Origin of the sequence: Klebsiella sp. PL-2018 (assembly GCF_019048985.1) — a bacterium.
GTDB lineage: Bacteria > Pseudomonadota > Gammaproteobacteria > Enterobacterales > Enterobacteriaceae > Klebsiella > Klebsiella michiganensis.
The window spans coordinates 5,123,105-5,142,562 of sequence record NZ_CP077673.1; the positions used below are offsets into that span (position 1 = coordinate 5,123,105).

Genomic DNA, 19,458 nt, shown 5'->3' on the forward strand with positions numbered 1-19,458 from the left:
GGAAAACGCGATGGTAAACCTGGTTATTGTTTCTCATAGCGCCCGTCTGGGCGAAGGTGTCGGAGAACTGGCCCGGCAGATGTTAATGAACGATGGCTGTAAGCTGGCGATCGCCGCCGGAATTGACGATCCCGCCAGTCCGATCGGCACCGATCCCATTAAGGTTATGGAAGCCATCGAGTCCGTCGCCGACGCCGATCATATCCTGGTGATGATGGATATCGGCAGCGCCCTGCTGAGCGCCGAAACCGCGCTGGATCTCCTCGATCCGGCCATTGCGGCGAAGGTTCGCCTGTGCGCGGCGCCGCTGGTGGAAGGGACTCTGGCGGCGACGGTGAGCGCCGCCGCCGGAGCCGGCATCGACAAGGTGATCGAAGACGCCATGAACGCGCTGGAGGCAAAGCGCGTACAGCTGGGGTTACCATCGCAACCGCAACACGCTTCGCTGGCCGCCGCGCCGGTCGACGACCGCGACGCGCGCTCGGTTTCCGTGGTGATTCAAAACCACAACGGCCTGCACGTTCGTCCGGCGTCAAAGCTGGTCGCCGCGCTGGCGGGATTCAATGCCGACCTGGTGCTGGAGAAAGGGGGTAAATGCGTCACGCCGGACAGCCTCAACCAAATCGCCCTGCTTCAGGTGCGCCGGAACGATACCTTAAGGCTGCTTGCCCGCGGCCCGGACGCCGACGCCGCGCTGGCGGCGTTCCAGGCGCTGGCGGCGGAGAACTTCGGCGAGCCAACCGAGGCGGCGCCCGCGCGTCGGCCCGCCAGCGCCGACCGCGTTGAGGGTAAGGTCGTGCTTTATCCCCAGCCGCAGGACAGGATCTCGCGGGAAACGAGCGCCGCCATCGGCCAGCAGCAGCAGCTGCGGCTGAAACGGGCCATCGACCGGACGCTGGAAGACCTTAGCGCGCTGACGACTCTGGCAGAGGCGACGTTTTCCGCCGACATCGCGGCGATCTTCTCCGGGCATCATACCCTGCTCGATGACCCTGATTTATACGCAGCGGCGTGCGACATCATACGCGACGAGCAGTGCAGCGCGGCGTGGGCCTGGCAACAGGTGCTGAGCGATTTAAGCCAACAATATCGCCATCTCGACGATGCTTACCTGCAGGCGCGCTATATTGATATTGAAGATATTTTGCACCGCACGCTGCGTCACCTTAACGAGCGCGATGAAGCGCTGCCGCAGTTTAGCGCGCCTTCGATCCTCGTTGCCGACGATATCTTCCCTTCAACCGTCCTGCAGCTTAACGCAGAGCAGGTGAAGGGGATCTGCCTGCAGGCCGGCAGCGAGCTCTCTCACGGCGCCATTATCGCCCGCCAGGCGGGTATCGCGATGCTGTGCCAGCAGAGCGGTGCCCTGACGCTGCAAGATGGCGAGAACGTCATCTTTGATATTCCCGGCAAACGCGTGATTCGCGGCTAACCTGCCCTAACCTTTCCGCCCCGGAGGCTGTCCCCTCCGGGAACTCGCTTAACTTTCAGGATCCGTTATGTCTCAATTCTTTTTTAATCAGCGCGCCAACCTCGTCAACGAAGTGATTGAAGGGACCATAATCGCCAGCCCGTGGAATAACCTGGCGCGGCTGGAGAGCGATCCCGCCATTCGCGTGGTGGTGCGTCGCGATCTCGACAAAAACAACGTGGCGGTAATCTCCGGCGGCGGTTCCGGTCACGAACCGGCCCACGCGGGCTTTGTCGGTAAAGGCATGCTGACCGCCGCCGTCTGCGGCGATCTGTTTGCCTCGCCGAGCGTCGATGCGGTGCTGACCGCCATCCAGGCCGTGACCGGCGATGCCGGATGCCTGCTGATCGTCAAGAACTACACCGGCGATCGTCTGAACTTCGGCCTCGCCGCGGAGAAAGCGCGCCGTATGGGCTATAACGTCGAAATGCTGATCGTCGGCGATGATATTTCGCTGCCGGATAACAAACATCCGCGCGGCATTGCCGGGACGATTCTGGTGCATAAAGTGGCCGGCTACTTCGCCGAACGCGGCCACAATCTGGCAACCGTGCTGCGCGAAGCGCAGTATGCCGCCAGACACACCTTCAGCCTCGGTCTGGCCCTTTCCAGCTGTAATCTGCCGCAGGATGCGGAAACGACTCCGCGCCATCATCCGGACCAGGCCGAGCTGGGGATGGGGATCCACGGCGAACCGGGCGCTTCGGTTATCGCCACGCAGAACAGCGCGGAAATCGTTACGCTGATGGTAGAGAAGCTCAGCGCCGCCCTGCCGGAAACCGGCCGCCTGGCGGTGATGATCAATAATCTCGGCGGCGTGTCGATTGCCGAAATGGCGATTTTGACCCGCGAGCTGGCCAATACTCCGCTGCATCAGCGTATCGACTGGCTGATAGGCCCGGCGTCGCTGGTCACCGCGCTGGATATGAAAGGTTTCTCCCTCACCGCCATCGTGCTGGAAGAGAGCATTGAGAAGGCGCTGCTTTCCGCGGTAGAAACCGCCGGCTGGCAGACGCCGGTACAGCCGCGCGCGGTCAGCGTGATGCCATCATCGCTGCGCAGTACGCGGGTGGAGTTTGCGCCCTCGGAGAACAGCGAAGTTGCGGGCTACGTGGAACGTGTGACCGGCACGCTGTGCGGGCTGGAAGCAGACCTTAACGCGCTGGATGCGAAAGTCGGCGACGGCGATACCGGCTCCACCTTCGCCGCCGGCGCGCGCGACATCGCCGACTTACTTCAGCGTCGTCAGCTGCCGCTGGCTAACCTCGCCACGCTGTTTGCCCTGATTGGCGAGCGTCTGACGGTTGTGATGGGCGGCTCCAGCGGCGTGCTGATGTCGATTTTCTTTACCGCCGCCGGGCAGAAGCTGGAACAGGGGGCAAGCGTCGCCGAAGCATTAAACGCCGGTCTGGCGCAGATGAAGTTTTACGGCGGTGCGGATGAAGGCGACCGGACCATGATTGACGCCCTGCAGCCGGCGCTAACGGCGCTGCTGGCCGAACCGGATAACCTGCAGGCGGCTTTCGCCGCGGCACAGGCGGGCGCGGATCGTACGCTTCACGCCAGCAAAGCGGGCGCCGGGCGCGCATCGTATCTGAACAGCGATAGCCTGCGCGGCAATATGGACCCCGGCGCCCACGCGGTGGCCATGGTATTTAAAGCGCTGGCGCAGAAATAGTCTCCCCTGCTCGCGCTGCGCTTAGCAGGGCTACGGGTTCGCAGCCGTCTGCGGGCCGGTAGCCCGGACAGATGCGTAAGAATCGCCTCCGGGAAAATCAGCCACTCTGCGCGCTGCTCCCGGGGGCGGCGCTTAACGCGCCTTGCCCGGGCTACGGGTTCACCGCCATCTGCCAAACGGTAGCCCGGACAGGTGCGCAGCATCGCCTCCGGGAAAATCGGCCACTCTGCGCTCTGCTCCCGGGGGCGGCGCTTAATGCGCCTTGCCCGGGCTACGGGTTACCCCCGTCTGCGGGCCGGTCACCCGGACAGATGCGCAGCATCGCCTCCGGGAAATTCAGCCACTCTGCGCTCTGCTCCCGGGGGCGGCGCTTAACGCGCCTTGCCCGGGCTACGGGTTCACCCCCGTCTGCGGGCCGGTCGCCCGGACAGATGCGCAGCATCGCCTCCGGGAAATTCTGCCACTCTGCGCTCTGCTCCCGGGGGCGGCGCTTAACGCGCCTTGCCCGGGCTACGGGTTCACCCCCGTCTGCAAGCCGGTCGCCCGGGTAAGGCGCCAGCCGCAACCCGGGGTTTCTCCGCGCTTATTTGCTGTGCCAGTAGGCCTGCGAACGCACCAGCTGCGGATCAATCCCCGGGCCTTCAAAGCGCGCCAGCAGCGATTTCACCACCGCGCCTTCCCCGGTCAGCCAGATAAAATAGTCCTCAGCCGGCACCGCTATTCGCGCCAGGCGCTCGGCCACGGCAGAGGAGTGATGTCCCACCACCCACTCGATATGAAAACCATCGAGATCGGCCAGGTAATCTTGATAAGACTCATCGCCAATGGTGACGAGCGCCGTGACCTGCGGGCGCGTCGGAAGCTGCTGCAATCCCAGCAGACGGCGGCGCAGCGCGGGCATGCCTGACTCATCGGTCACATACAGCTGCCAGGCGTAATCTTCCGGCACCACCAGCGAACCGCGCGGCCCGCCGACCACCAGCTTATCGCCCGTTTTCGCCGCCAGCGCCCAGCTGCTGGCAATACCGCCATCGTGAATAAAAAAGTCGTACGCCAGCTCATGACGCCCGGCGTCGTACAGCGGCGTATAGTCGCGGGTCGCCGGACGCACGCCATCGCCCCAGTTAATGCCTTCATCCGTCACCTCCGGTGGCGTGAACGCAGCGCCCGCGGCCGGGAAAAAGAGCTTGGTGTGGTCGTCAAAACCCTGGGAAACAAAGCCTTCCAGCGCCTCTCCGCCCAGCACGACACGCTGGAATGCGCTGCCGATACGCTCGACGCGCAATACGGTTAACTCACGGAAGCGCAGTTCATTACGTACGCGCTGCGGGTATTTGGGGTGCCTGGTCGTTGTCATCTTTCATCGCCTTCGTGAACGGAATAGATATATCTAAAAATCTTGCAAATGATAATGATTGCCATTAAAAAAGAATGCAAGCGTTTTTTGATATAGTCATAGAAAAATGCCACAAAAGCCAAAATCAAAAATTAAAACGTTAAATATCAATTAAATAAAAAATACATTCACTACTTTGTTGCTACTTTATTATTTTTAGATATAAATTAGATATATCAAATAATCACAGGAGAAAAACATGAGACACCATCACGAAGAAGGCCGTGGCCCACGCGGACGCCACGGGGAACATAGCGAACACGGCGAGCACGGTCGCAGAGGCGGCGGACGCCGGCAGCGCTTCTTTGGTCACGGCGAGCTGCGCCTGGTGATTCTGGACATCCTCACCCGCAATGCCAGCCACGGTTACGAACTGATTAAAGAGATCGAAACCCTGACCCAGGGCAACTACAGCCCGAGCCCCGGCGTCATCTACCCGACGCTCGATTTACTTCAGGATCAGGGATTAATCAGCGTGGCTGACGAAAACGGCCGCAAAAAAATCGCCATTACCGCCGAAGGCAGTCAGCTGCACGCGGAGAACCTGGAGCAGTTGGAGCATATTCAGACCAGGCTGCAGGCGCGCATGGTGGGCTGTGAACTGCGTAAAAATCCGCAGATGAAGCGCGCGCTGGAGAATTTTAAGGCGGTACTGGATTTAAGGGTTAACCAGCAGGAAATAACCGAAGCTCAGCTAAAGCAGATCGTCGGCGTCATTGACCGCGCGGCAATGGAAATCTCCCAGCTCGACTAGCCCTCTGCCCCATCGCCGGGCAGCCTGCACCGCCGCGAAGCACGCGGCGGGACCCCTTCTGCGCATGGTTTCACGCCTTCAGGAGTAAAACATGCCAATAATTTCGCGATAAGATTAAATTTTGCTCAACCGCAATTTCACGTTGCGTTTATCCCGATTTTCCTGGCCCGCGCCGAAGTGGCGTAATCCCTGCAATACTTAATTCAGTATCATGTGATACGCCCCGCCAAGGAGCATATTTTGAACAGGTTACCTTCCAGCGCATCGGCTCTGGCCTGCAGCGCACACGCACTGAATCTCATTGAGAAGCGAACGCTCGATCATGAGGAGATGAAATCACTTAACCAGGAGGTCAGGGAATACTTTAAAGAGCATGTGAACCCGGGGTTTTTAGCGTATCGAAAATCGGTCACTGCTGGCGGGGATTACGGAGCCGTAGAGTGGCAAGCGGGAGGGTTAAATACGCTTGTCGACACTCAGGGACAGGAGTTTATCGACTGCCTGGGTGGGTTTGGGATTTTTAATGTAGGGCACCGTAATCCAGTTGTCGTTTCCGCCGTCGAAAATCAGCTCGCTAAACAACCCCTTCATAGTCAGGAGCTGCTGGACCCGCTGCGGGCCATGCTGGCTAAAACCCTGGCGGCCTTAACGCCGGGCAAACTGAAATACAGCTTCTTTAGCAACAGCGGTACCGAATCGGTCGAAGCGGCGTTAAAGCTGGCGAAGGCTTATCAGTCTCCGCGCGGCAAGTTTACCTTCGTCGCCACCAGCGGCGCGTTTCACGGTAAGTCGCTGGGCGCGCTTTCGGCCACCGCGAAATCGACTTTCCGTAAGCCTTTTATGCCGCTGCTGCCGGGATTCCGTCACGTGCCTTTTGGCGATATCAACGCGATGCGCACGCTGCTGAGCGAGTGCAAAAAGACCGGCGATGACGTCGCGGCGGTGATCCTTGAGCCTATTCAGGGCGAAGGCGGGGTGATTCTGCCGCCGCCGGGCTATCTGCCCGCGGTGCGCAAGCTGTGCGACGAGTTTGGCGCGCTGCTGATCCTCGATGAAGTGCAAACCGGCATGGGGCGCACCGGCAAGATGTTCGCCTGCGAGCATGAAAACGTCCAGCCGGACATTCTGTGCCTTGCCAAAGCGCTGGGCGGCGGCGTCATGCCGATTGGCGCAACGGTCGCCACCGAAGAGGTATTCTCGGTGCTGTTCGATAACCCGTTCCTGCATACCACCACGTTCGGCGGCAACCCGCTGGCCTGCGCGGCGGCGCTGGCGACCATCAACGTGCTGCTGACGCAAAACCTGCCCGCGCAGGCGGAGCAGAAAGGCGACATGCTGCTGGACGGCTTCCGCCAGCTGGCCCGCGAATATCCGGATCTGGTGAATGACGTGCGCGGCAAAGGTATGCTGATGGCCATTGAGTTTGTCGATAACGAAATCGGCTATGACTTTGCCAGCGAGATGTTCCGCCAGCGCGTACTGGTGGCCGGAACGCTCAACAACGCAAGGACGATCCGCATTGAACCGCCGCTGACGCTGACCCCTGAGCAGTGTGAACAGGTGCTAAAAGCGGCCCGCCTGGCGCTGGCGGCGCTGCGGGTTTCGGTGGAAGAGGCGTAGTGACCTGCCCTCTCCCTCACTGGGAGAGGGCATTGCGTTATACCACCCGCACGCCAGCAGGCATCGCCCTTTCCGGCGTAAGCAGTACGCTTTCGCTGCCATCGTCGGTTTCGGCGCAAAGCAGCATGCACTCCGAGGTTTCACCGCGCATTTTGGCTTTCGCCAGATTACACAGGACCACGACCGTTTTTCCCAGCAGCTCTTCTTCGCTGTAGTACGGCACGAGGCTGGTTACCGTCTGCAGCGTGCGATCGCCAACATCAATCCGGGCAATATAGAGCTTGTCGGCATTCTCATGTCGTTTTATCGCCACAATTTTTCCCGTACGCATTTCCAGTCTGGCAAAATCAGCATAAAGCACCGTTTCCATCTTGCACCTCCCAAGTAAAATTTTAGTAAAAGATAACAAATGTCGGCGAGGTTTCCGCATAATAGTGCGAAGAATGTTAGATTCATCACTCTTTTGCGCGGTGGAAACGCTGCGGCGGGGATGAATAATACGGCGGAAATTTACTGAAAAGAGATGCAGCTGCCCGCGCTTGCTTTACAATGGTTTGCGTCGATGGGGCAACGTCAGATAAGGAAAACAATGGCCACACTAAAAGATATCGCGACCGAAGCAGGCGTTTCACTGGCGACGGTTTCCCGCGTTTTAAACGACGACCCCACTCTCAACGTGAAAGAAGAGACAAAACATCGCATTCTTGAGGTGGCGGAAAAGCTGGAATATAAAAGTACCAGCTCGCGTAAGGCTCAGGTTCACACCGTCGGCCACCACCATATTCTGGCCATCTACAGCTACCAGCAGGATCTGGAAATCAACGATCCTTACTATCTGGCGATCCGCCACGGCATCGAAACGCAATGCGAAAAGCTCGGTATCGAGTTGACCAACTGCTACTTTAACAACACGCTACCCGAGCTGAAAAAAGTGACCGGCGTTCTGATTGTCGGCCAGCCTTCGCGGGCGATTCGCGACGCCGCCACGGCGTTAACCGACAACGTCTGCTTTATTGATTTCCATGAACCCGGCAGCAGCTATGACGCCGTCGACATCGATCTGGTGCGCATCGCCAAAGAAGTTATCGACTTTTTTATCGCCCAGGGCGCGCGGCGCATCGGCTTTATTGGTGGCCAGGATGAGCCGGGTAAAGCCGACATCCGCGAAGTGGCCTTCGTCGAATATGGCCGCCTGAAGGGAGTGGTTTCGGAAGAAGATATCTGGCGCGGCGGGTTTTCCAGCTCCTCCGGCTATGAGCTGGCAAAAACGATGCTGGCAAAGGCGGATTTCCCCACCGCGCTGTTCGTCGCGTCAGACTCTATCGCCATCGGCGTGCTGCGCGCCATTCATGAACGCGGTCTTTCGATCCCGGAAGATATTTCGCTTATTAGCGTTAACGATATCCCCACCGCGCGTTTTACCTTTCCGCCGCTCTCCACGGTGCGCATTCATTCAGAAATGATGGGCAGCCAGGGCGTCAACCTGCTGGTTGAGAAAGCCCGCGATGGCCGTGCGCTGCCGCTAAACGTCTTTGTCCCCAGCGTGCTGAAGCTGCGCGGCACCACCCGCTAATCCCGTTTCTGACGCTAAATCCTCTGCGCCCGGCCCCCGGGGGCGGCGCTTATCGCGCCTTGCCCGGGCTACGGGTTCACCGCCGTCTGCCAAACAGTAGCCCGGACAGATGCGCCAGCATCGCCTCCGGGAAATTCCCCCTCTCTGCGCCCGGCTCCCGGGGGCGGCGCTTGACGCGCCTTGCCCGGGCTACGGGTTCACCGCCGTCTGCCAAACGGTAGCCCGGACAGATGCGCCAGCATCGCCTCCGGGAAACTCCACCTCTCTGCGCTCTGCTCCCGGGGCGGCGCTTGACGCGCCTTGCCCGGGCTACGGGTTCACCGCCGTCTGCCAAACGGTAGCCCGGACAGATGCGCAGCATCGCCTCCGGGAAATTCCCCCTCTCTGCGCCCGGCTCCCGGGGGCGGCGCTTGACGCGCCTTGCCCGGGCTACGGGTTCACCGCCGTCTGCCAAACGGTAGCCCGGACAGATGCGCAGCATCGCCTCCGGGAAATTCCCCCTCTCTGCGCCCGGCTCCCGGGGGCGGCGCTTGACGCGCCTTGCCCGGGCTACGGGTTCACCGCCGTCTGCCAAACGGTAGCCCGGACAGATGCGCAGCATCGCCTCCGGGAATGTCCCCTTCCCGACGCTAACCGCAGGCGTCCGGTAACGCTCATTTTGTGATCGAGTTAAAGTAAATCGCTCCCGGTGATTTTATTTAGTAAAAGTTTTACTAAAATAACCTCTATCCGTTTAGTCCGTTCAGGGAGGCGATATGAATCGCTGGGAAAATCTTCAACTCACTCATGAAAACCGGCTGCCTCCGCGCGCCTATTTCTTCTCTTACGATTCGCAGGCCCAGGCGCGAACCTTCGCCCGTGAAACCAGCAGCCGCTTTTTGTCCCTTAGCGGACAGTGGAACTTCTGCTTCTTTAACAACCCGCTGCTGGTGCCGGAAGCGTTCACCTCGCAATACATGAGCGACTGGGGGCCGATTACCGTACCGGGAATGTGGCAGATGGAAGGCCACGGCCAGCTACAGTACACCGACGAAGGCTTTCCTTTCCCGATTGACGTTCCCTACGTGCCGACCGACAACCCTACCGGCGCCTATCAGCGCATCTTTACCCTCAGCGAGGGCTGGCAGGGCCAGCAGACCCTGATTAAATTTGATGGCGTCGAAACCTATTTTGAAGTGTACGTTAACGGTCAGTACATCGGTTTCAGCAAAGGCAGCCGCCTGACGGCGGAGTTTGATATTAGTCACGCGGTAAAAACCGGCGACAACCTGCTTTGCGTGCGCGTCATGCAGTGGGCGGACTCCACCTATATAGAAGATCAGGATATGTGGTGGTCGGCGGGTATCTTCCGCGACGTGTATCTGATGGGCAAAAACCCGCTTCACGTCCAGGACTTCACTCTGCGCACCGATTTTAACGATGACTACGTCGACGCCACGCTCTCCTGCCAGCTGGTACTGGAAAATCTCGCCGCGCAGCCGGGCGCAGCGACGCTGGAATACGCGCTGTTCGACGGCGAAAAGGTGCTGTATGAAGGCGCAACGCCGCGCCTGAGCGTCAGCCATCTGCTGAACGTCGACTTTGCGATCGACGTGAAGGCGCCGCAGCAGTGGTCGGCAGAAAATCCCTGGCTCTATCACCTGGTGATGACGCTGAAAAACGCCGCCGGGGAGATTATCGAAGTTATCCCGCAGCGCGTCGGTTTTCGCGATATCAAAGTGCGCAACGGCCTGTTCTATATCAATAACCGCTACGTGATGCTCCACGGCGTTAACCGTCACGACAACGACCATCTGAAGGGCCGCGCCGTAGGGATGGATCGCGTTGAGAAAGATCTGCTGCTGATGAAGCAGCACAATATCAACTCGGTACGTACCGCCCACTACCCCAACGACCCGCGTTTCTATGAGATGTGCGACATTTACGGCCTGTTCGTGATGGCGGAAACCGATGTCGAATCCCACGGCTTCGCCAACGTCGGCAACCTTAGCGCCATCACCGATGACCCGGCATGGGAGCATATTTACGTTGAGCGAATCGTGCGCCACGTCCACGCGCAGAAAAACCATCCGTCGATCGTCATCTGGTCGCTGGGCAACGAGTCCGGCTACGGCTGCAACATTCGCGCGATGTATCACGCCGCTAAGGCGATCGATGATACCCGGCTGGTGCATTACGAAGAGGATCGCGACGCGGAGGTGGTGGATATCATCTCCACCATGTATACCCGCGTGCCGCTGATGAACGAATTTGGGGAATATCCGCATGCCAAGCCGCGGATTATCTGCGAATACGCCCATGCGATGGGCAACGGTCCCGGCGGACTGAGCGAATACCAGAACGTGTTCTATCAGCATGACAGTATTCAGGGCCACTACGTATGGGAGTGGTGCGATCACGGAATCCAGGCCACCGACGACAGCGGCGCGGTATGGTACAAATTCGGCGGCGACTACGGCGACTATCCCAATAACTACAACTTCTGCCTCGACGGGCTGATTTTCTCCGACCAGACGCCTGGACCCGGGCTCAGAGAGTACAAGCAGGTTATCGCCCCGGTAAAAGTTCAGGCGACCGACATCGCCCGCGGCGAGCTGCGCATCGATAATAAGCTCTGGTTCTCGACGCTGGATGACTATACCCTGCGCGTGGAAGTGCGCGCCGAGGGGGCTACGCTTGCCAGCCAGCAGCTTAAGGTGCGCGATCTTGCGCCAAACAGCGGCCGCGATATCACTATCGACCTGCCGGAGCTGGACGATCGCGAAACCTTCGTCAACATCATGGTAACCAAAGATTCCCGTACGCCGTACAGCGAGGCCAACCACCCAATCGCCGTTTACCAGTTTCGGCTTAAGGAGCAGACCACAGCGAAAGCGCCGCTGATAAATGCCAGCGCAACCCCGCTACGGATAGCTGATGAACGACTGAGCTACAGCATCACCGGGCACAACTTCCGCGTAGTGTTCTCGAAAGTCAGCGGCAAACTGAGCGAATGGCAGGTGAACGGCATCGACCAGGTGACCCGCGAGCCGAAGATTAACTTCTTCAAGCCAATGATTGATAACCACAAGCAGGAATACGAAGGGCTGTGGCAGCCCAATCATCTGCAAATCATGCAGGAGCATCTGCGCGAATTCAGCGCCGAGCAGCGCGGCGATACGGTGATTATCACCGCCCGCAGCATCATCGCCCCGCCGGTTTTCGATTTCGGCATGCGCTGCACCTACCGCTGGCAGATTACCCCACAGGGGCATATTAACGTTGAGCTTGCGGGCGAACGTTACGGCGACTATCCGCACATCGTGCCGTGCATCGGTTTTATGCTGGGCATTAACGGCCAGTTTGAACAGGTGGATTACTACGGTCGCGGTCCCGGCGAAAACTACGCCGACAGCCAGCAGAGCAACATCATTGACCTCTGGCGCACCACCGTGGACGACATGTTCGTGAACTATCCGTTCCCGCAGAACAACGGCAACCGCCAGCACGTCCGCTGGGCCGCGTTTACCGACCGTCACGGCAGCGGTCTGATGGTGGTCCCGCGCGATCCGCTCAACATCAGCGCCTGGCACTATACGGCGGAGAATCTGCACGCCGCGCAGCACTGTAACGAACTGCGTCGCAGCGATGACATCACCCTGAATATCGACGCCCAACTGCTCGGCCTGGGCTCTAACTCCTGGGGGAGCGAGGTGCTGGATAGCTGGCGGGTGTGGCTCAAACCGTTCAACTATGGCTTTACGCTGCTGCCGCTGGAAGGCGGGAGCGCTTCCTCGCAGACGCTGGCGAATCATAGCTTTGGCGCCGGTTTCTTTTCCTCCGATTCACACAGCGAGGCTGAAAAATGAGAATTCTCGATAACTTAGAACAGTTTAAGCAAATTTATCACAGTGGGCGTAAATGGCAGCGCTGCGTAGAAGCGATTAATAACATCGACAATATTCGGCCCGGGGTGGCCCACTCTATCGGCGATTCGCTCTCCTATCGCTTGGCAAGCGACAGCACCACGGATGCGCTGTTCGTTGGCAACCGCCGCTATTTCGAGGTGCATTACTACCTTCAGGGTCAGCAAAAAATTGAGTTTGCCGCCAAAGAGCAGCTGCAGACCGTAGCCTGCTATCGCGATGAAACCGACCGTGAATATTTGAAAGGCATTGGTGAAACCGTGCAGGTTCACGAAGGACAAATGGTGATTTGCGACACCCATGAAGCCTATCGCTTTATCTGCGACTCGCCGGTCAAAAAGGTGGTGCTCAGAGTAACTATCGAAGACGGCTACTTCCTGAATAAGTAAGCCCGCGTGAAGCAAGATGAGGCCAGCGGATCGACTCGCTGGCCTTCCCGGCCCCAACCCTCAATGCGGGCCAGATAATTTTTCGGAGGACTTATGTCCGAATCAGTTCGTGCCAAAATAGGTAAATTCGCCCTGCTGTCGATGGCGTTTGCCGCCGTATTTAACGTACGAAATATTGTTAATAACAACATCGAGTTAGGGCTCAGCTCCGCCCCTATCTTTCTGTTTGCGACGGTGGTCTATTTTATTCCGTTTGTGTTTATCATCGCCGAATTCGTGTCAGCGAATAAGAATTCCGAATCAGGTATGTACGCCTGGCTGAAGCAGCCTTTAGGTACCCGCGCGGCCTATCTCGGCTCGTTCCTGTACTGGTTTGTGAACCTGTTCTTTTTCCTGTCGCTGCTGCCGAACGTGGTGGCCTACGCCTCGTACGCCATTATGGGTTACGCCATTCCTTTCTCGCCGATGGTCACATCGCTGATCTCTATCGTCCTGTTCGCCATGGCCACCCACATTTCCACTAAAGGCGCGACCTGGCTGGGGAAAATCTCCGAATGCGTGGCGTATGGCGTCTTCGCGCTATTTGCGATTTACGTGGTCGGCGCTTTTACCGCGCTGGGCGCGGGCCATGTCCCCGCGCAGCCGATTACGCTGCACGCCATGGCGCCTACCATCAACTGGGCGACGCTGGGGATCATGTGCTGGATTTTCCAGGCGGCAGGCGGGGCTGAAACCGTCGCCGCGTACCTGAACGACACCAAAGGTGGGCAGAAATCGTTTATTAAAGTCATCATCACCGCCGGGATCCTGATTGGCGGCATGTACGCGCTGGGCTCTTTGCTGGTCAACGTCTTTGTGGCACGTGAAGATCTGACCTATGCGGCCGGCATGGTGGAAATCTTCACCGGCCTCGGCGCCTATTTCCATATTTCAGAAGCGCTGATGGGCCGCTTCGTCGGCATCATTCTGTTTATCGCCATTTTCGGTAGCATGATGATGTGGACCGCCGCACCGGTAAAAATTCACTTCTCTGAAATTCCTGCCGGCATCTATGGCAAAAAAACAACCGAGCTGAACGTCCACGGCGTGCCGGTGCGCGCCGCCTGGTGGCAATTTGTCTTCGTCTTTCTGATGCTCATCGTAAACGGTTTCGGCTCCGCCAGCGTTCAGCAAATGATGAACACCGCTATCAACCTGACCGCGGGTACCGCGATGCTACCACCGCTGTTTATCATGGCCGCCTACTTTGTTTTCCGCTGGAAACACGACGACACGCCGCGCGACTTCCGCATGGGGTCACGAAAGGTTGGGATGGCCGTGGTGTCGATGCTGATGGTGATTTTCCTGGTCAGCATGACCGCCTCGGCTTTCCCACCGGGGGTCGATCTGGTGAATGCCTTCTTCATTAACGTCTTTATGACCGCAGTCTTCTCCGGACTCGCGTGGTGGTGGATAACCCGCTTTGAGAAAAAACAGCGCAAGAGCCAGCCATCGGTGCTGAAATCAGCGGTAAATCCGGTGAAATAAGCGACCGTTCCTCCCGCCAGCGTTAAATCGTCTGGCGGTTTTTTTTACCCGCCAGCCAGGATCTCGCGCTCAACCATTTTCGTGATCGAGTTAAAGCAATTCATTTTTACCGCTTTTATTTACTAAAATTTTTACTAAAATTAACCGAAATACTTAACTACCTCTACCCTACAAACAACACAATCCCCTTCGGCCATTCTCTGAAGGACAATGTGTGGAGATGTGTTATGTCTGATATCAAACGTAATACCATCGGCAAGTTCGGCCTGCTGTCGCTGACCTTCGCCGCCGTCTTCAGTTTTAACAACGTGATCAATAACAATATTGAGCTGGGGCTGGCGTCGGCACCCATGTTCTTCCTCGCAACCCTGCTCTACTTCGTTCCTTTCTGCCTGATCATCGCGGAATTCGTTTCGCTGAATAAAAACTCCGAAGCGGGGGTTTATGCGTGGGTAAAAAGCTCCCTCGGCGGGCGCTGGGCCTTTATTACCGCCTACACCTACTGGTTCGTGAATCTGTTCTTTTTCACCTCGCTGCTGCCGAGAGTCATCGCGTATGCCTCCTACGCCTTCCTCGGCTACGAGTACATTCTGACGCCCGCCGCCACCACGATGTTGAGCATGGCGCTGTTCGCCCTGTCGACCTGGGTGTCCACCAACGGCGCAAAAATGCTGGGTCCTATTACCTCAGTGACCTCGTCGTTAATGCTGCTGCTGACGCTCTCCTACATTCTGCTTTCCGGCAGCGCGCTGGTGGGCGGTATTCAGCCAGCGGATCCGATTACCGTGGATGCAATGATCCCGAACTTTAACTGGGCGTTCCTCGGCATCACCACCTGGATCTTTATGGCGGCCGGCGGGGCGGAGTCCGTCGCGGTGTACGTCAATGACGTGAAAGGCGGATCGAAATCATTCGTTAAGGTCATTATCCTCGCCGGGATCGTGATTGGCGTGCTGTACTCCATTTCCTCGGTGCTGATTAACGTGTTTATCAGCAGTAAAGAGCTGAAATATACCGGCGGATCGGTACAGGTCTTCCACGGCATGGCGGTCTGGTTTGGCCTGCCGGAAATCGTGGTCAACCGTTTTGTCGGCCTGGTCTCCTTTACCGCCATGTTTGGTTCGTTATTAATGTGGACCGCGACGCCGGTCAAAATCTTTTTCTCCGAAATCCCGGCCGGCATATTTGGTAAAAAAACCGTCGAGCTCAATCAACACGGCGTACCGGCGCGCGCGGCGTGGATCCAGTTCCTGATTGTGATTCCGCTGATGATTATCCCGATGATGGGCTCCAGTACCGTGCAGGATTTAATGAACACCATCATCAACATGACCGCCGCCGCCTCGATGCTGCCGCCGCTGTTTATCATGCTGGCGTATCTCAACCTGCGCCGCAGGCTCGATCATCTGCCGCGCGATTTTAAAATGGGCTCACGCACCACCGGTATTACGGTGGTCTCGATGCTGATTGTTATTTTCGCTATCGGCTTCGTCGCCTCAACCTTTCCCACCGGCGGCAATATTCTGACCATTATTTTCTATAACGTCGGCGGCATTGTTATCTTCCTCGGATTTGCGTGGTGGAAATACAGCAAATACGTGAAGGGATTAACGGTAGAAGAAAAAAGAATTGAAGCGGCGCCGGCTTCCGACGCGTCATAAGCCATTTTCCCTAAAATAATAAATTACAATATCTCTTAATAATGCGATGAAAAAGAATAACTTGATTTACGGGGCGCTTGCCGCCCTGGCCTTCTGCACACCTGCCATAGCGGCTGATGTTGCTCACCCGGCGGAACATGATGATATGAAAACGCCTCAACTGAGCGCCACTTCCTATCGTTTTTACGGTGAACTGGGGGTCGGCGGATATATGGATTTAGAAGGCGAGGATAAACATAAATATAGCGATGGCACCTATATTGAAGGCGGGCTGGAAATAAAGCACGGCAGCTGGTTTGGCTTAATTTATGGCGAAGGCTGGACGGTCCAGGCCGATCGTCAGGGGAATGCCTGGGTACCGGACCACGGCTGGGGCGGATTTGAAGGTGGAATAAACCGCCTCTACGGCGGATATAAAACCGATAGCAGCACCGAGATTATGCTCAGCCTGCGCCAGGATTCATCGCTCGACGATCTGCAGTGGTGGGGCGATTTCACACCCGACCTCGGCTACGTGATCCCCAATACGCGCGATATTATGTACGCGCTCAAGGTGCAGAACCTGGCGGGAGATTTTCGCTACAGCGTGACCGCCACGCCCGCCGGGCACCACGATGAAAGCAAAGCGTGGCTCCATTTCGGCAAATACGACCGCTACGACGATAAATATACCTACCCGGCGATGGTCAACGGCTACGTCCAGTACGATATTGCCGAAAAGGTCACCTGGATGAACGGTCTTGAGCTAACCGACGGTACCGGTCAGCTCTTGTTAACCGGTATTCTCACCCCCAACCTCGCCGCCCGCGCCTGGCACCATACCGGGCGCGCCAGGGGGCAAAACGTGCCGGGAACGGAGACCGGCTTTATGGCCAGCGCCATGTATGAAGCGCTCAAGGGCGTGTATCTCTCTACCGCCTATAGCTACGCCAAACACCGCCCGGATCGCGCCGCCGAGGAAACCACCTCGTTTATGCAGTTCGGCATCTGGTACGAATACGGCGGCGGACGGTTCGCGACCGCCGCGGACAGCCGCTTCTACATGAAAAACGCCTCCGGAGACCCGAGCGACCAGGTTTTCCTGATGCAATATTTCTATTGGTAAAAAGGGATATCAATACCGTGAAAATCATCACCACTCTGACGCCGCTGGCCTGCGCCCTGCTGCTAAGCTTTTCCGCCCACGCGCTGACCGCGGATGACTTTAAAAATGTTATCAACCGCAGCGGCGCGCCGCAGGCGATGCAGGATTTCGATGGCGACGACCACCAGCGTTTCAACCCGTTTTTCGATTTGGGCGCATGGCATGGGCATCTGCTGCCGGACGGTCCAGCCACCATGGGCAGCTTTCCGGGGCCCGCGCTGCTCACCGAGGAGTACATCAACTTTATGGCGACCCATTTCGATCGCCTGACGGTGTACCAGAACGGCAAAAAAGTGGCCTTCACCATGCAGGCCTGGAGCCTGCCCGGGGCGCTGGTGCAAACGCTCTCCGCGCCCGGCGTACAGATCGAGATGACCCTGCGTTTTGCCAGCGCGCACACGTCTTTACTGGAGACTAAAATCACCAGCAGCGGTCCGCTTAAGCTGGTCTGGGACGGCGAGCTGCTGGAGACGCTCTCCGCCAAAGAGGGGAAACCGCAGTCAACGCAAACCATCGACCAGGCCTTCCCGGACTATCAGCGCCGCCTGAGCGCGACCCACGACGGACTGACGGTCAGCTTCGGTAAAGTCCGTTCCGCATCGGATTTAATGACCTCCGGCGAATCGCAGTATCAGATCCATCGCTCCCTGCCGACGGTCACCCAAATCGATGGCCATCGATTCACCAGCAGCGCGCAAATCAACGGCTCGACCACGCTCTATACCACCTATTCGCACCTGCTGAACGCCGAGCAGGTGCGCCTTGAGAAAGCGCAAATCCGCGATATTCTGGCGCGACCGGCGCACTATCTGCGCGCTTCCGAGGCGCGCTGGAACGGCTATCTGCAAAAGGGGCTGACCAATCCTGATGCCACGGCGCAGCAAACCCGGGTGGCGGTGAAAGCGATCGAAACCCTTAACGGCAACTGGCGCGCGCCGGGCGGCGCCGTTAAGCACAACACCGTCACGCCGTCGGTAACCGGGCGCTGGTTCTCCGGCAACCAGACCTGGCCGTGGGATACCTGGAAGCAGGCCTACGCCATGGCCCACTTCAACCCGGAGATCGCGAAAGAGAACATCCGCGCCGTCTTCTCCTGGCAGATTGCCGCCGACGATAAAGTGCGGCCGCAGGATGCCGGGTTCATTCCGGATCTGATCGCCTGGAACCTGAGCCCGGAGCGCGGCGGCGACGGCAGCAACTGGAACGAGCGGAATACCAAACCGAGCCTGGCGGCCTGGTCGGTGATGGAAGTCTATAACGTCACCAAAGATAAAGCCTGGCTGGCGGAAATGTACCCGAAGCTGGTGGCCTACCATGACTGGTGGCTGCGCAACCGCGACCACAACGGTAACGGCGTGCCGGAGTATGGTGCGACCCGCGATAAAGCGCACAACACCGCCGATGGCGCGATGCTGTTTACCGTGAAAAAGGGCGATAAAGAACGGACGCTTTCCGGCCTGAAAACCTACGAGCAGGTGACGGCGAAGGGCGATTACGACAGCCTGGAGATCCCGGCACAGGTGGCCGCCTCCTGGGAGTCGGGGCGCGACGACGCGGCGGTCTTCGGCTTTATCGATAAAGATCAGCTGGATAAATACATCGCCGACGGCGGCAAACGCAGCGACTGGACGGTGAAATTTGCTGAAAACCGGGATAAAAGCGGCAATCTGCTCGGCTATTCGCTGCTGCAGGAGTCGGTCGATCAGGCCAGCTATATGTACAGCGACAACCACTATCTGGCGGAAATGGCGACCCTTCTCGGCAAGCCGGAGGAGGCAAAACGCTACCGGGCGCTGGCGCAAAAGCTCGCCGACTATATCAACACCTGCATGTTCGACCCGCAGAGCAAATTCTATTACGACATTCGCATTGAAGCACAGCCGCTGGCAAACGGCTGTGCCGGTAAGCCGATCGTCGAGCGTGGCAAAGGGCCGGAGGGCTGGTCGCCGCTGTTCAACGGCGCGGCCACTCAGGCGCATGCCGATGACGTCATTTCGGTGATGCTGGACAACAAAGAGTTCAATACTTTCGTACCGCTGGGTACCGCCGCATTAACGAATCCGGCGTTTGGCGCGGATATTTACTGGCGCGGCCGCGTGTGGGTGGACCAGTTCTGGTTCGGCCTGAAAGGGATGGAGCGCTACGGCCACCGCGAAGAGGCGCTGCAGCTGGCGGGCGCCTTCTTCAGGCACGCCCGGGGGTTAACCTCCGATGGCCCGATTCAGGAGAACTACAATCCGCTCACCGGCGCTCAGCAGGGCGCGCCGAACTTCTCCTGGAGCGCGGCGCATCTGTACATGCTGTATAACGAGTTTTTCCGTAAGTAGCTACGATGTCCCC

Annotated in this window: 13 protein-coding genes; 11 read left to right on the forward strand and 2 right to left on the reverse strand. The window is 58.1% G+C overall.

Annotated features, from left to right (window positions below; all coding sequences use genetic code 11):
• The first annotated feature begins 10 nt into the window (after nucleotides 1-10).
• On the forward strand, nucleotides 11-1,432 hold the full coding sequence (dhaM, locus tag MKleb_RS24125) for a dihydroxyacetone kinase phosphoryl donor subunit DhaM (protein ID WP_217076302.1): 1,422 nt from the start codon (nucleotides 11-13) through the stop codon (nucleotides 1,430-1,432).
• A gap of 67 nt (nucleotides 1,433-1,499) precedes the next feature.
• Nucleotides 1,500-3,149 (forward strand): glycerone kinase, encoded by a 1,650-nt coding sequence (locus tag MKleb_RS24130; protein ID WP_025105902.1) that lies wholly within the window; start codon nucleotides 1,500-1,502, stop codon nucleotides 3,147-3,149.
• Between the two features lie 583 nt (nucleotides 3,150-3,732).
• Here the strand turns inward: MKleb_RS24130 and MKleb_RS24135 are convergent.
• On the reverse strand, nucleotides 3,733-4,506 hold the full coding sequence (locus MKleb_RS24135; RefSeq protein ID WP_025105901.1) for a siderophore-interacting protein: 774 nt from the start codon (nucleotides 4,504-4,506) through the stop codon (nucleotides 3,733-3,735).
• A 238-nt stretch (nucleotides 4,507-4,744) separates the two neighbouring features.
• On the opposite strand from MKleb_RS24135, the gene MKleb_RS24140 reads away from it, so the two are divergent.
• A complete protein-coding gene (locus MKleb_RS24140; protein ID WP_004854392.1) occupies nucleotides 4,745-5,299 on the forward strand; it encodes a PadR family transcriptional regulator in 555 nt (184 codons plus the stop codon).
• Between the two features lie 240 nt (nucleotides 5,300-5,539).
• On the forward strand, nucleotides 5,540-6,919 hold the full coding sequence (gene ygjG, locus MKleb_RS24145) for a putrescine aminotransferase (RefSeq protein ID WP_004854393.1): 1,380 nt from the start codon (nucleotides 5,540-5,542) through the stop codon (nucleotides 6,917-6,919).
• Nucleotides 6,920-6,956: 37 nt separating this feature from the next.
• On the opposite strand, the gene MKleb_RS24150 is transcribed toward ygjG, so the two are convergent.
• On the reverse strand, nucleotides 6,957-7,289 hold the full coding sequence (locus MKleb_RS24150; RefSeq protein ID WP_014226909.1) for a tRNA-binding protein: 333 nt from the start codon (nucleotides 7,287-7,289) through the stop codon (nucleotides 6,957-6,959).
• A gap of 219 nt (nucleotides 7,290-7,508) precedes the next feature.
• Here MKleb_RS24150 and ebgR point away from each other — a divergent pair, with 219 nt between their 5' ends.
• The 7 genes from ebgR (at nucleotide 7,509) to ygjK (ending at nucleotide 19,445) form a co-directional block, all read left to right on the forward strand.
• Nucleotides 7,509-8,492, forward strand: coding sequence for a transcriptional regulator EbgR (gene ebgR, locus MKleb_RS24155; protein ID WP_025105900.1), 984 nt, complete (start codon nucleotides 7,509-7,511; stop codon nucleotides 8,490-8,492).
• Nucleotides 8,493-9,247: 755 nt separating this feature from the next.
• Nucleotides 9,248-12,340: a beta-galactosidase subunit alpha gene (ebgA, locus tag MKleb_RS24160; protein WP_025108300.1), complete on the forward strand. Its 3,093-nt coding sequence runs from the start codon at nucleotides 9,248-9,250 to the stop codon at nucleotides 12,338-12,340.
• On the forward strand, nucleotides 12,337-12,786 hold the full coding sequence (locus MKleb_RS24165) for a beta-galactosidase subunit beta (RefSeq protein ID WP_025108301.1): 450 nt from the start codon (nucleotides 12,337-12,339) through the stop codon (nucleotides 12,784-12,786). Before ebgA ends, MKleb_RS24165 begins: the two co-directional genes overlap by 4 nt.
• 93 nt (nucleotides 12,787-12,879) lie before the next feature.
• Entirely contained in the window at nucleotides 12,880-14,313 is a 1,434-nt protein-coding gene (locus MKleb_RS24170; protein ID WP_014226913.1) for an amino acid permease, read from the forward strand.
• Nucleotides 14,314-14,540: 227 nt separating this feature from the next.
• The gene (locus MKleb_RS24175; protein ID WP_025108302.1) at nucleotides 14,541-15,974 is read left to right on the forward strand and encodes an amino acid permease; all 1,434 of its coding nucleotides are present in this window, start codon (nucleotides 14,541-14,543) and stop codon (nucleotides 15,972-15,974) included.
• Between the two features lie 46 nt (nucleotides 15,975-16,020).
• Nucleotides 16,021-17,079 (forward strand): protein YgjJ, encoded by a 1,059-nt coding sequence (gene ygjJ, locus MKleb_RS24180; RefSeq protein WP_025108303.1) that lies wholly within the window; start codon nucleotides 16,021-16,023, stop codon nucleotides 17,077-17,079.
• Nucleotides 17,080-17,096: 17 nt separating this feature from the next.
• Nucleotides 17,097-19,445: an alpha-glucosidase gene (ygjK, locus tag MKleb_RS24185; protein WP_025108304.1), complete on the forward strand. Its 2,349-nt coding sequence runs from the start codon at nucleotides 17,097-17,099 to the stop codon at nucleotides 19,443-19,445.
• The last annotated feature ends 13 nt before the right edge of the window (nucleotides 19,446-19,458 follow it).

Bases quoted from the DNA above. Each gene is read 5' to 3' on its own strand.
- dhaM (WP_217076302.1), top strand. From the start codon at position 11: ATGGTAAACCTGGTTATTGTTTCTCATAGCGCCCGTCTGGGCGAAGGT.
- ebgR (WP_025105900.1), top strand. From the start codon at position 7,509: ATGGCCACACTAAAAGATATCGCGACCGAAGCAGGCGTTTCACTGGCG.
- MKleb_RS24135 (WP_025105901.1), bottom strand. From the start codon at position 4,506: ATGACAACGACCAGGCACCCCAAATACCCGCAGCGCGTACGTAATGAA.
- MKleb_RS24170 (WP_014226913.1), top strand. From the start codon at position 12,880: ATGTCCGAATCAGTTCGTGCCAAAATAGGTAAATTCGCCCTGCTGTCG.
- MKleb_RS24175 (WP_025108302.1), top strand. From the start codon at position 14,541: ATGTCTGATATCAAACGTAATACCATCGGCAAGTTCGGCCTGCTGTCG.
- ebgA (WP_025108300.1), top strand. From the start codon at position 9,248: ATGAATCGCTGGGAAAATCTTCAACTCACTCATGAAAACCGGCTGCCT.
- MKleb_RS24165 (WP_025108301.1), top strand. From the start codon at position 12,337: ATGAGAATTCTCGATAACTTAGAACAGTTTAAGCAAATTTATCACAGT.
- MKleb_RS24150 (WP_014226909.1), bottom strand. From the start codon at position 7,289: ATGGAAACGGTGCTTTATGCTGATTTTGCCAGACTGGAAATGCGTACG.
- MKleb_RS24130 (WP_025105902.1), top strand. From the start codon at position 1,500: ATGTCTCAATTCTTTTTTAATCAGCGCGCCAACCTCGTCAACGAAGTG.
- ygjJ (WP_025108303.1), top strand. From the start codon at position 16,021: ATGAAAAAGAATAACTTGATTTACGGGGCGCTTGCCGCCCTGGCCTTC.
- MKleb_RS24140 (WP_004854392.1), top strand. From the start codon at position 4,745: ATGAGACACCATCACGAAGAAGGCCGTGGCCCACGCGGACGCCACGGG.